Origin of the sequence: uncultured Granulicatella sp., assembly GCF_963521425.1 — a bacterium.
Lineage (GTDB): Bacteria > Bacillota > Bacilli > Lactobacillales > Aerococcaceae > Granulicatella.
In genome coordinates, this window is the sequence record NZ_CAUQUN010000003.1 from 23,362 (window position 1) to 36,594 (window position 13,233).

12 protein-coding genes and 1 other RNA gene are annotated in these 13,233 nt (G+C 33.1%); 11 read left to right on the forward strand and 2 right to left on the reverse strand.

The features are described 5' to 3' along the window. The first annotated feature begins 2 nt into the window (after positions 1 to 2). The 8 genes from RWO76_RS01385 (at position 3) to ssrA (ending at position 8,108) form a co-directional block, all read left to right on the forward strand. Entirely contained in the window at positions 3 to 1,052 is a 1,050-nt protein-coding gene (locus RWO76_RS01385; protein ID WP_314353817.1) for a PTS fructose transporter subunit IIC, read from the forward strand. Positions 1,053 to 1,071: 19 nt separating this feature from the next. Next, complete coding sequence (locus RWO76_RS01390) at positions 1,072 to 2,346, forward strand: class II D-tagatose-bisphosphate aldolase non-catalytic subunit (protein ID WP_314353818.1); 1,275 nt, start codon at positions 1,072 to 1,074, stop codon at positions 2,344 to 2,346. A 98-nt stretch (positions 2,347 to 2,444) separates the two neighbouring features. Beyond that, on the forward strand, positions 2,445 to 4,436 hold the full coding sequence (gene tkt, locus RWO76_RS01395) for a transketolase (protein WP_314353819.1): 1,992 nt from the start codon (positions 2,445 to 2,447) through the stop codon (positions 4,434 to 4,436). Positions 4,437 to 4,597: 161 nt separating this feature from the next. Then, the gene (locus tag RWO76_RS01400) at positions 4,598 to 6,145 is read left to right on the forward strand and encodes an ABC-F family ATP-binding cassette domain-containing protein (protein ID WP_314353820.1); all 1,548 of its coding nucleotides are present in this window, start codon (positions 4,598 to 4,600) and stop codon (positions 6,143 to 6,145) included. Between the two features lie 65 nt (positions 6,146 to 6,210). Further along, positions 6,211 to 6,936 (forward strand): histidine phosphatase family protein, encoded by a 726-nt coding sequence (locus RWO76_RS01405; protein ID WP_006703451.1) that lies wholly within the window; start codon positions 6,211 to 6,213, stop codon positions 6,934 to 6,936. Positions 6,937 to 7,043: 107 nt separating this feature from the next. Beyond that, positions 7,044 to 7,457 (forward strand): EamA family transporter, encoded by a 414-nt coding sequence (locus RWO76_RS01410; protein WP_314353822.1) that lies wholly within the window; start codon positions 7,044 to 7,046, stop codon positions 7,455 to 7,457. A gap of 35 nt (positions 7,458 to 7,492) precedes the next feature. Next, the gene (locus RWO76_RS01415) at positions 7,493 to 7,672 is read left to right on the forward strand and encodes a hypothetical protein (protein ID WP_314353824.1); all 180 of its coding nucleotides are present in this window, start codon (positions 7,493 to 7,495) and stop codon (positions 7,670 to 7,672) included. Between the two features lie 68 nt (positions 7,673 to 7,740). Continuing rightward, positions 7,741 to 8,108: a transfer-messenger RNA gene (gene ssrA, locus RWO76_RS01420) on the forward strand. Positions 8,109 to 8,487: 379 nt separating this feature from the next. Here ssrA and RWO76_RS01425 read toward each other — a convergent pair. Both RWO76_RS01425 and RWO76_RS01430 read right to left on the reverse strand, forming a co-directional pair. After that, positions 8,488 to 9,144 (reverse strand): adenosylcobyric acid synthase, encoded by a 657-nt coding sequence (locus RWO76_RS01425; RefSeq protein WP_314353825.1) that lies wholly within the window; start codon positions 9,142 to 9,144, stop codon positions 8,488 to 8,490. Continuing rightward, complete coding sequence (locus RWO76_RS01430; RefSeq protein ID WP_314353826.1) at positions 9,141 to 10,484, reverse strand: Mur ligase family protein; 1,344 nt, start codon at positions 10,482 to 10,484, stop codon at positions 9,141 to 9,143. Before RWO76_RS01430 ends, RWO76_RS01425 begins: the two co-directional genes overlap by 4 nt. A gap of 218 nt (positions 10,485 to 10,702) precedes the next feature. Here RWO76_RS01430 and RWO76_RS01435 point away from each other — a divergent pair, with 218 nt between their 5' ends. Genes RWO76_RS01435 through prmC form a run of 3 tightly spaced genes read left to right on the forward strand, consistent with a single transcriptional unit; the run spans position 10,703 to position 13,233 of the window. Then, positions 10,703 to 11,281, forward strand: a complete 579-nt coding sequence (locus tag RWO76_RS01435) for a thymidine kinase (RefSeq protein WP_314353828.1) — start codon at positions 10,703 to 10,705, stop codon at positions 11,279 to 11,281. A gap of 10 nt (positions 11,282 to 11,291) precedes the next feature. Continuing rightward, positions 11,292 to 12,371 (forward strand): peptide chain release factor 1, encoded by a 1,080-nt coding sequence (gene prfA / locus RWO76_RS01440; RefSeq protein ID WP_006703455.1) that lies wholly within the window; start codon positions 11,292 to 11,294, stop codon positions 12,369 to 12,371. Beyond that, a complete protein-coding gene (gene prmC, locus RWO76_RS01445; protein ID WP_314353829.1) occupies positions 12,358 to 13,233 on the forward strand; it encodes a peptide chain release factor N(5)-glutamine methyltransferase in 876 nt (291 codons plus the stop codon). The genes prfA and prmC overlap by 14 nt, the downstream gene beginning before the upstream one ends.

Sequence of the window (13,233 nt, forward strand, 5' to 3'; positions counted from 1 at the left end):
TCATGGATTATAAAGTTATGAAGGAACTACAAAAAGCTTTTAATACAGGTGTTTCTTATATGTTACCTGCAGTTGTTGCAGGTGGGGTGTTTATTGCTTTATCTCTTGCAACAGGTAAGCCAGGAGATGGAGGAATGGAAACAACTAATCAATTTATGAAAAATATGCTCGATATAGGTGTTGGGGCATTTTCAGTAATGATTCCTATTTTAGCAGGGTACATTGCATATTCAATTGCAGGAAAACCAGGTTTAGCTCCTGGTATGGTTTTAGGTTATATTGCGAATAATCCAATAGGTGAGGCAAAAGTAAAAACAGGGTTCTTAGGTGCAATGCTTTTAGGGGTTTTAGCAGGTTATTTTGTTAAATGGTGTAAAACATGGAAAGTTAATAATACTATTAGAACTTTAATGCCAATTATTATTATTCCGATTTTATCAGTATTTACGTTAGGTATGTTTTATATTTATGTTATTTCAGTTCCAATTGGTGCTGCAATGAATTGGCTAGTTAACACATTAAGTACAATGCAAGGTGGTTCAACAATTCTTTTAGGATTAATTATTGGTGCTATGACTGCTATTGATATGGGGGGGCCAATTAATAAGACTGCAACAGCTTTTACCTTAGCGTTAATGGCAGAAGGTATTTATTCACCAAATGGTGCTCACCGTATTGCAGTTGCTATTCCACCACTTGCAATGGCGATTTCAACTATTATTGATAGAAAAAAATATACAAAAGAAGATAAAGATTTAGGAATGTCAGCGTTGTTTATGGGCTTAATAGGGATTACCGAAGGAGCTATTCCGTTTGCAGTTAAAGATATGAAACGTGTATTACCTGCAATTATTATTGGTAGCGCTGTCGGTGGAGCGTTAGGGATGATAAATAATGTTGAAGCTTTAGTTCCACACGGTGGTTTAATTATTCTTCCGGTAGTAAATGGAAAACTATGGTATGTTATTGCAATGTTAATTGGTACTTTGGTTTCTGTAGCCATTCTACATTTTACAAAACCAAATTTATCTGAAGATGAATTAATAAAATAAAAGAGGAGAGGTAATAATTATGAGTAAACTTTCAATTAAAAATGTTGTAAATGGGTTGCTAGAATTACAAAAAACAGGGGAATCAGCAACGTTATTAGGAATTGGACCAATGTCTAAAAATTGCGTTCAAGCAACGTTAGAATTATCTAAAGAAGATGATTATCCAGTAATGTTTATTGCTAGTAGAAATCAGGTAGATTTAGATGAATTAGGTGGAGGATATGTAAATGGTTGGAATCAATTTACTTTTGCTAAGGCTGTTCAAGAAGTAGCAGAAGAAATTGATTATGATAATATGTATTACTTGTGTCGAGATCATGGGGGACCTTGGCAAAGAGATAAAGAAAGAAATGATCATTTACCAACTGAAGAAGCAATGAATTTAGGTAAACAATCATATATTGGAGATATTGAAGCAGGTTTTGATTTGTTAATGATTGACCCAACGAAAGATCCTTTTGAAATTGGGAAAGTTATTCCTTTAGATACTGTTATAGAAAGAACAGTTGAGTTAATTGAATTTTGCGAAAAAGAACGTAAGTCTCGTAATCTTCCAGTTATTGGATATGAAGTTGGTACAGAAGAAACTAATGGAGGATTAACTTCCACTGAAACATATGAAACATTTATTAATAGATTAAAAGTGGAATTAGAAGATAAAGGATTACCAATGCCTACATTTATTGTTGGTCAAACAGGAACATTAACTCGTAAAACGGAACAAGTAGGACATTTTAATTTTAAAAATGCATATGATTTAGCTCAAATGGCTAAAAAATATGGAGTCGGTTTAAAAGAACATAATGGGGATTATTTAGATGATGTAACCTTATTAGAGCATATTCCTTCATCTATTACAGCAACTAATGTTGCTCCACAATATGGAACAGAAGAAACACGTGCGTACTTGAACCTAGCAAAAGTGGAGCAAAAACTTGTAGAGTATGGGTTAGTTAAAGAACCTTCTAAAATTGCAGAAGTTTTATTAGTCAAAGCAATTGAAAGTGAACGTTGGAGAAAATGGATGGTAGGAGAACAGGTAAATCTTACAGTCCAAGAAATTCTTAATGGAGATAAATCTTTACAACAAGAAATTTTAGATATTGCTGGACATTATACATTTAATGATTCTGAAGTTAAATCGGAAATTGAAAAATTATATTCAAATCTAAATAAGCATAATATTGATGGAAAACGTTATGTGATTGATCATATTAAACGCCCAATTCGTGATTATGCTGAATGTTATAATTTAAAAGGCGTTACAACAAGAATCAAGAATATTATTAAGTAAAAGAATGTCCCTTTTAGGGACATTTTTTTACAAAGAAAATGACGAAATATTTTATTGTTTGAAGAATAGTTAAATTTAATGTAAAGAAGGTATATTAAATGGGATTTGATTTAAAAGATAGTTTAGCAGTTAATACACTCAGAGTTCTTTCGGCAGAATCGATAGAAAAAGCTAATTCAGGACATCCCGGTCTTCCACTTGGCGCAGCGCCTATGGCGTATGTGCTGTGGAATAAAATTCTAAATGTAAATCCTAAGACAAGTCGTAATTGGACTAATAGAGATAGATTTATTTTATCCGCAGGACATGGTTCTGCACTTCTTTATAGTCTGTTACATTTATCAGGATATGATGTTAGCATAAATGATTTAAAAAATTTCCGTAAATTAGGATCAAAAACTCCTGGGCATCCAGAGGTCAATCATACAGATGGTGTTGAAGCAACAACGGGACCTTTAGGTCAAGGAATTGCAAATGCAGTTGGAATGGCTATGGCAGAAAAACATCTAGCGGCTAAATATAATAAGAATAATTTTGAAATTGTAAATCATTATACATTTGCGCTTCATGGAGATGGATGTTTAATGGAAGGTGTAGCTCAAGAGGCTATTAGTTTAGCTGGACATCTTAAATTAGGAAAATTGATTCTTCTATACGATTCGAATAATATATCTCTTGATGGGCCTACTTCGAAAACTTTTACAGATGATATAAAATCAAAATTTGAAGCTAGTGGTTGGCAATACATTTTAGTTGAAGATGGAAATGATTTGCAAGAAATAGAAAAAGCTATCAACCTTGCTAAAAAAGAAGATAAGAAGCCTTCACTGATTGAAGTGAAAACGATTATAGGTTATGGTGCAATAAAAGAGGGGACATCTGCAGTGCACGGCGCTCCTTTAGGAAAAGAAGGGGTTGAACATATAAAAAAAGTATATGACTATAATTATTCTGAATTTGATGTGCCTAAAGAAGTGTTAGAATGTTTTGAGTTAGGTATAAAAAAACGTGGAGAAAAAGCAGAATTATTATGGAATAAAATGTTTGAAGAATATCAGGAAAAATATCCAGAATTAGCAAAAGAATATCTGCTTTCTTTTGAAAATAGAGAAATTAAAATTGAATTGGAACCTCATAAATTAGGGACATCAATGGCTAGTAGAGTTTCTAGTCAAAAGGCTATCCAACAAATTTCTAATCAAGTTTCTGAATTTTGGGGAGGATCTGCTGACTTATCATCATCCAATAAAACAATGATAGATACTGAATCAGACTTTGAATTTAATAACTATATTGGAAGGAATATCTGGTTTGGTGTACGAGAATTTGCAATGGGAGCAATTATGAATGGAATTGCACTCCATGGAGGAACTCGTATTTATGGTGGCACATTCTTTGTATTTTCGAATTACTTACTTCCTGCAATAAGAATGGCAGCAATGCAGGGATTACCAGTAGTGTATGTTATGACACATGATTCTATTGCAGTGGGAGAAGATGGACCTACGCATGAGCCGATTGAGCAATTAGCTTCCGTTCGTTCTATGCCGAATATAAATGTTATACGACCTGCAGATGGTAATGAAACAAATGCAGCATGGAAAAGAGCTTTATATGAAACAAAACGTCCTACAATGTTAGTGTTGACGAGACAAAATTTACCTGTATTACTTGGAACAAATGAGTTTGCAGAAGAAGGAATAAATAAAGGAGCATATATAATTTCAGAAGCTAAAGGAGAAATAGACGGGATTATTATTGCTACAGGTTCAGAAGTCGCATTAGCTTTGGAATCACAAAAAGAACTTGAAAAAGAAGAGATATATGTACGAGTAGTTTCTATGCCATCTCAAAATATATTTGATGAACAATCATTAGATTATAAAGAAAAAATACTTCCTACTGCTATAAAAAAGAGAATGGTAATTGAGGCAGCCTCAAGTTTTGGTTGGGGTAAATATATTGGGATGAATGGTAAAACATTGACAATTGATACTTGGGGATTATCAGGATCTGGAGAGTTGTTGTTTGAAAAATATGGATTTTCGGTAGATAATGCCATTAAAATTTATAAATCGATTCATATGTAGTAGTTATGAATAGAAGTGGAAGTTAAACCGTAATATTTAAAGAATAATAGGAGAGTGTTACTCTCTTATTATTTTTTTACTCTTTTATTTGCCGTCTATACTTTGATATTCTTCTTATAAATATGATACAATGACCCAGAGAAATTTGAAGGAGAAAATCAATGAGTATTTTAAATGTAGAAAAATTAACCCATGGGTTTGGGGAACGTGCAATTTTTAATGATGTCAGTTTCCGTTTATTAAAAGGGGAACATATTGGATTAGTCGGAGCAAATGGTGAGGGCAAGTCCACTTTTATGAATATTGTAACAGGAAAACTTCAACCAGATGAAGGAAAAATTGAATGGTCTAAAAATGTGAAAGTTGGTTATTTAGATCAACATACAGTTTTAGAAAAAGGAATGACCGTTCGAGAAGTATTACGTAAAGCATTTGATGATTTATTTGTGGCAGAAGCTCGTATGAATGAATTATATATGGCAATGGGCGATGCAGATGAAGCTTCTATGAATGCGATGTTAGAAGAAGTTGGAGAAATTCAAGAACGTTTAGACAGTCATGATTTTTATATTTTAGATGCAAAAATCGATGAAGTGGCTCGTGCATTAGGTGTTGTAGCATTTGGTATGGATAGTGATGTCAGTGAATTAAGTGGTGGACAACGTACGAAAATTTTACTTGCAAAATTATTATTAGAAAAACCAGATATTTTATTATTAGACGAACCAACGAACTACTTAGATGTGGAACATATTGAATGGTTAAAACGTTATTTACAAGAGTACGAAAATGCGTTTATTTTAATTTCGCATGATATTCCATTTTTAAATAGTGTTGTCAACTTAATTTACCATATGGATAACCAAGAATTAAGTCGTTATGTAGGAGATTATGATCAATTCCAAGAAGTGTATGCGATGAAAAAATCTCAATTAGAAGCGGCTTATAATCGTCAACAAAAAGAGATTGCAGATTTGAAAGACTTTGTAAATCGAAATAAAGCTCGTGTAGCTACTCGTAATATGGCAATGTCACGTCAAAAGAAATTAGATAAAATGGAAGTGATTGAGCTAGCAAGTGAAAAACCAAAACCTAAATTTGAGTTCAAAACTTCTCGTGCACCAGGTCGTTATATTTTCCAAACAGAAGGATTAGTCATTGGATACGACCGTGCTTTAACGGGTTCGTTGAATTTAGAAATGGAACGTGGACAAAAGATTGCGATTGTTGGAGCAAATGGTATCGGAAAAACTACTTTATTAAAAAGTTTATTAGGAATTATTAAACCGTTAGAAGGAAAAGTTGTACGTGGAGACTATATTGATTTAGGATATTTTGAACAAGAAACTCCTCAAGGAAATCGTAAAACAGCCTTGGAAGAAATTTGGGACACATTCCCATCAATGACTCAACCCGAAGTTCGTGCGGCATTAGCTCGTTGTGGATTAACAAGTAAGCATATTGAAAGTCAAATTCAAGTATTAAGCGGGGGAGAACAAGCAAAAGTTCGTTTCTGTAAATTAATGAATGATGAATCAAATGTATTAGTGTTGGACGAACCAACGAATCACTTAGATGTAGATGCAAAAGATGAATTAAAACGTGCCTTAAAAGAATATAAGGGTAGTATTTTAATGGTTTGCCACGAACCGGAATTTTATGAAGGTCTAGCAACAGATATTTGGGATTTTTCAAAACTTTCATCTTAAATATATGATTTTTTGAGCAAAATTGAGTACAATGGTAGTAGCAAATGATTTGAGGAGGAAATATCATGGCAGATAAAGGCGTTACATTATATTTCATGAGACATGGCGAGACAGTTTTTAATCGATACAATAAAATTCAAGGATGGGCAGATACTCCATTAACAAAAGAAGGTAGATTAGATGCCATCCGTTCTGGATTAGGAATGAGAGATATTCCATTTCACTCAGTGTATACAAGTGATTTAAGAAGAACAATTGAAACAGCTCAATTAGTATTAAGAGATCATCCTTTAAGAGATCAATTAAGCTTACAAATGATGCCAGAATTTCGTGAAGTTTGTTTTGGAAGTTTAGAAGGACAAAATGCAACAGAAGTTTGGACGAATTTGTATAAAACATTACAACGTACCTTTGATCAAAATGATGGTAGAAATGTCATAGAAGAGATGAATCAAATTAAAGCAATGGATCCAGACCATATTGGAGAAAACTTTATGGAGTTTTGGACTCGTGTAGAACAAGGGTTGATTAAAGTAATCGATAAACATCGTGATACGAATCAACATATTCTAATTGTTAGCCATGGAATGACGATTCGTAATATTTTACATGAATTAATTCCTGACTTTAAACTATCAGATATGATTGATAATTCTTCTTTAAATATTGTGGAATATTCAAATGGACAGTATCATTTGAAAGCATTAAATCAAACAAGTCATTTTGCATTGAGAAAAGAAGCGGTAGAGCGTGAATTCTCATTATTACCAATGACATTATTTGAAAAATAAAGAAATTTAAAATGACTTTTCTAAAAGTAGTCAAGAATGCCAGATGATGCAGGACGATACTATTTGGAAAAGTCATTTCTAGTTTTTAGAGGAAAGTAGGGATAAATATGTGGATGGTATTTGCATTGTTATCGGCTTTTTTTGCAGCATTAACATCAATTTTAGCGAAGATTGGAATTAATGGAGTGAATTCTAATTTGGCAACGGCAGTTAGAACAGTAGTAGTTGTTGCAATGTCATGGTTGATGGTATTTATAACGAATCAACAATCCGGTTTAAGTGAGATTAGTAAGAAGAGCTGGATATTTTTAATCTTATCAGGATTAGCAACAGGAGCATCTTGGTTATGTTATTATCGTGCATTGCAATTAGGAAATGTAGCAGAAGTTGCAGCGATAGATAAGTTAAGTATTGTGATTACAGTATTTCTAGCAGTTATCTTTTTACAAGATACGCTGACGATTAAAACGTTGATTGGTTGCGGATTGATTACTATAGGAACTGTTTTAATGGTATGGTAATGTAGAATTTTACTGATTAGAAAAGGAGTGTTGTTGTGAATCAATTTTTGAATGTAATGATGGGCATTTTTTCTCTAACAATGATGATTGATTTTGTAGTAGTCGTATATAAGGGATTTCGAGCAGAAGATATTCGTGTGCCACTATTGATTTTAGTGATTTCATTTGTAGGAGTCATTATTATTAATGAATTACTGTTTATTTTTTTAGGATAAATTCATGATAGAGTGAATAGATATAATTTGCGTGAAGGTTAATTTTTTGTTAGTATAAAAGAATGTACGGGGTCGTTACGGATTCGACAGGTATAGGTTGAGCTTTCAATGCATTTCGTAGGTTACGGCTACGTAAAAACGTTACAGTTAAATATAACTGACAAACAACAAACAAACACTTTAGCTTTCGCAGCTTAATAACTGCAAGCTAAGATCTGTCCGGCATCGCCCATGTGCTCGGGTCCAGGTCTCATTATTAGTGGGATACGGTTCACTTTTCCGTCTGTCTAAGTGAAACAGAGATGATCAGGCTAGCTTAAGATGATGCTTGTTTATCAGCTAATCAGTAGCGAAACTCTAAATGGATAAACTATGAATGTAGATTTGATTGTGTCGATATATTTGGACAGGGGTTCGACTCCCCTCGGCTCCATTTTTTTACGATGAATAAGGCTTAGAAATGTTGATATTTCAATGTTTCTAAGCCTTTGTTGTTTTGAGTAATTTAATATTTTAGAAAATTCTTATAAAGGTAAAGTGTATATGTGTTTACTTTTTGCGATCCTTTTTAAAGTACTTTAAGTAAGTGTAGATGATATTTAAAAAAAGAGCAATCTCCGTATAATGTCCATCAAATAGAAAAGTGCAGATTAGTAAACAGAATAGTAATATAGGTATCACGATATCTCTAAATCTATTTTTCGGTTTCATTTTTTCTACTCCAATTCTTAATATTATTATAGTTATTATATCACAACAAAAAGAAGCATAGAAATATATCTCCAAAATTTCTATGCTTCTTTATTCTATTCTTATTATTGTTTACTTAATTGTCGTTGTGCTGCTAATTCAATCATACGATCAGCGAGATGTTGATTTCGAACGAGCAGTGGTCCATGGAAGTAAGAGCAGAATACATTTTTGTAATGTACACCTTCAGTTTTATCCTCATCATTATTTCCATTCCCGCTAGTGACAGTACCTAATGGTTTAAGATCTTTGCAGAGATAGGTTCTTCCTATGTGATTTTCGTAACCAACATATGTTTCCCCTGTTTCTTCATCGTAAATTGTTATATCTCCGATAAATCGGTGGTCAAATTGACCATTTGTATAGCAGTCAATAGCGCCAATTCCATCTAATTTTTCACCGGCTGCATTAATATAGTAACGTCCTAATAATTGGAAGCCACCGCAAATTCCTAAAACAACTCCATCGTCTTCAATGAAGTGGATTAAGGCGTCTTTTTTATATTGTAAGTCTTTGGCAACAATGGTTTGTTCATAGTCTTGTCCGCCACCGAACATGACGATGTCAAAGTCTTCAGGATTGAATAGATCTCCTAAACTAATCAATGTCGTTTCGACTTCATAGCCTAATTTTTTTGCTCGATGTTGGAGCATCAGTAGATTCCCATTATCTCCATAAGTATTCATTAAATTTCCGTATAAATGACAAATTCTGATTTTCATGAAGTCATTCCCTCTTTCAAGTAACCATGTTTAGCTAAGTCTTTACGGAGTTGTAATAATGCCGTATACGTTGCTAAAATATTTATTTTTTTCGTTGGTACTGATTTTAATTTTTCAATTAAATCATCATTGTTTTCTGTTTTGGTGAGAGTTGTAAATCCTGCAACTTCCATTCGAGTTTCTAAGTCGTCTACTCGAATGCCGCCAATATAGGTTTGTTTTGGAGTGAGTTTTGCGAGTTCTTCAAATTCACCATCCCAAATCCAACTAATATCTTGTCCATCTGCGTAATTATCGTTTAATAAGACAGCAAGTGAAAATTCTTCTTTTTCATAGCCGAGTAGTTGTACGATTTGGTTAAATCCTACTGGATTTTTAATTAAGTTAATCATGACTTCTTTGTCTTCCAATGTAAAGGTTTCTTGACGACCGAAGACTCTTTTCGCTTGTCCAAATCCTGCTTGGATTTCTTCAGGAGTTAAGCCAAAAAATCTAGCCGCAGCATAGGCACTTAGTGCATTATATATATTGTATAGTCCTCCGATTGGAAGTGAAAAATCAAATCCATCAATTTTGAAAGAAGATTTTGTCAAAGATAATTCTGTCAGTTCTGTGATGGCATAGTCTAAATTAGGGCGTTTGAAATCTCCGTTCGGGCAGTAGTATTTCCCTAAATTACTATACGTAATAAAATTATATTGTAAAATGGAATGACAATGTGGACATAAAATACCGTCCGTATTGTAATGTGCTTGATAATGACCATCTTCTGCATGATTGAATCCAAAATACAGTCTTGGATTTGGAAGAGTATCACTATTGAAAATTGGCGCATCTCCATTTGATAGAATAGTAGCCTCAGGAGCGAAACTTGCACCATCTAACATATATTGATAAGTTGTATAAATTTCACCAAAGCGGTCCATTTGATCTCGGAAAATATTTGTAAATACGAATAATTTTGGTTGAATAAATGGTGTAATATGTTTAATTGTTGCTTCGTCTACTTCTAATACAGCAATATTTTTTTCACCTTTAACAGGAGTATGATTTAAAAATGTTGAAACGATTCCCTGTGTTAAATTTGCCCCTGTTGGATTCGTTAAAATATTTGGGTATTTTTGTTTTAATAATTGAACGATTAATGAAGTTGTTAAAGTCTTTCCATTTGTTCCACTAACAATAATGACTTCATAATGGGCTGATAAATGTTTTAAAATATTTGGATCAATAGCACGAGCTACTTTTCCAGGGAAGCTACTTCCACCTTTAGTAAAAGTTTGAAGTGCCCAGCGAGTGAATTTTCCCGCTTCAATAGCCAATTTGGTACGTATATTCACGAAATGTGCATCCTTTCAAAAAATATTCTTTTTTATTGTAGCATAAATTTACTGAAAAGGAATACATTTCGCTTGTTTTCTTATTAAGAAATGAATAAGAATTTGTTTGGAATTATATGAAAAAGTTCATAATGATTTTTTATAGTTTTTCGTTGCACAACTTTCGATATTATCGTAAGATGTTAAGGGTATATGAAAAGTGTCAGGAGGTTAAAATTGTGGCACAATTATTTTTTAAATATGGTGCAATGAATAGTGGAAAGTCGATTGAAATTTTAAAAGTTGCTCATAATTATGAAGAACAAAATAAATCTGTTTTATTATTTACAAGTGCAATCGATGATCGTGATGAAGTAGGATATGTTTCTAGTCGTATTGGAATTCGAAGACAAGCGATTCCGATTTATGATGAAACAGATATTATTGCCATTGTAAATGAACAAGAGGTGAAACCTGCTTGTATTTTAATTGATGAATCTCAATTTTTAAGTAGAGAACATATTTTAGATTTAGCGCATATTGTAGATATTTTGGATATTCCAGTAATGGCTTTTGGATTGAAAAATGATTTTCAAAATGAATTATTTACCGGTTCTAAATATTTATTATTATATGCTGATAAAATTGAGGAAATTAAAACGATTTGCTGGTACTGCCATAAAAAGGCAAGTATGAATATGCGTGTCGTAGATGGAAAACCTGTTTATACGGGTGAACAAATTCAAATTGGCGGAAATGAATCGTATTATCCTGTTTGTCGTTATCATTATTCACACCCAGGTGAAGAAAGAGTTTAAGGAGGAAGTTATGTTTGATCAATTAGATAGTTTTATTATTCGATATGATGAGTTATCTGAGTTATTAAGTGATCCAGATGTCATTAGCGATACAAAACGTTTCATGGAATTAACAAAAGAAGAGTCTAATTTGCGTCCGAAAGTTGAAACTTTTAAACGTTATCAGCAAGTAGTGGAAGAAATTGGCGATACAGAAGAAATGTTAGGAGAAGGCTTAGATAGCGAAATGGCTGAAATGGCTAAAGAAGAATTAGCTTCTCTTAAAAAAGAAAAAGTAGAATTAGAAGAAAAAATTAAATTCTTATTATTACCAGAAGATCCAAATGATGGTAAAAACATTATTATGGAAATTCGTGGTGCTGCTGGTGGAGATGAAGCAGCATTATTTGCGGGAGATTTATTATCTATGTACCAAAAATATGCTGAATCACAAGGTTGGCGTGTAGAAGTAATGGACGCTAACGTTACAGGTATTGGTGGCTATAAAGAAGTTATTTTAATGATTACAGGGGATAATGTATTCTCAAAATTAAAATATGAATCAGGAGCTCATCGTGTGCAACGTGTTCCTTCAACTGAATCACAAGGTCGTGTTCATACATCAACTGCAACAGTTGTAGTCATGCCTGAAGCAGAAGAAGTAGAAATTGAATTAGAAGATAAAGATATCCGTGTAGATATTTATCATGCTTCTGGTGCGGGTGGACAACACGTTAATAAAACAGCTTCTGCCGTTCGTTTAACTCACTTACCAACAGGTATTGTCGTAGCCATGCAAGATGAACGTTCTCAATTGAAAAACAGAGAGAAAGCGATGAAAGTATTACGTGCTCGTGTATACGATAAAATTTCTCAAGAAGCTCAATCAGAATATGATGCAAATAGAAAATCTGCCGTTGGTACAGGGGATCGTTCAGAACGTATTCGTACATACAATTTCCCTCAAAACCGTGTGACAGATCATCGTATTGGATTAACGTTACAAAAATTAGACCAAGTTCTTGCAGGAAAAATTGATGAAATTGTCGATGCATTAATTTTATACGACCACACTGAAAAATTGGAGCAATTAAATAATGGAAATAACTAATCCAACGAATCAGGAAGTCCTAGTTAGGGCTTCTTGTTTTTTACAAGAAAGACAACCTTCTTTTTCGAAAGAAGATTGTGAGTGGTATGCTCGTCAATTAAGTTTATATTTGAATAATTGGACGATGACAGATTTACTCATTCATTTGAATCAGCCTGCAGTAGTTGAATTATGGGAACAAATGGAACCACTCCTTATTCGGTTATCAAATTTTGAACCATTACAATATATTACAAAGCAAGCAGAGTTTTATGGACGAGAATTTATCGTGAGTCCCGACACTTTAATTCCAAGACCTGAGACAGAAGAATTAGTTGAAAAAATTATTGCCTTTTTATCTGAACAGTCTAGTGGAAAAGTGTTAGAAATTGGAGTAGGAACAGGTTGTATCATTCATACATTAGCTTTAGAATGTCCGGACTTTTTTTATCAAGGTGTGGATATTTCAGAAGGAGCGCTTGAAGTTGCAAAGAAAAATCAAGAGAAATACCAGTTAGAAAATGTCTCTCTATATTTAAGTAATGTATTTCAAGAAGTTTCTCCTCAAAAATTTGTATGTCTGATTAGTAATCCACCTTATATTGATGTTTCAGAAAAAAATATGATGGATGAATCAGTTTTACGCTTTGAACCAGAAGTAGCACTTTTTGCTGAAGATGAAGGGTTAGCGATTTATCGTAATATTGCAGAAAATTTAGAAAATTATTTATTGGAAGAAGGGCAAGCCTTTTTTGAAATTGGGTTCCAGCAAGGAAAGGCTGTTCAACAATTATTTGAATACTATTGCCCAAATCGAGAAGTGAGTGTTCATAAAGATTTATCAGGAAATGACCGAATGATTATTGTAGGAAGGAGGAAGTAA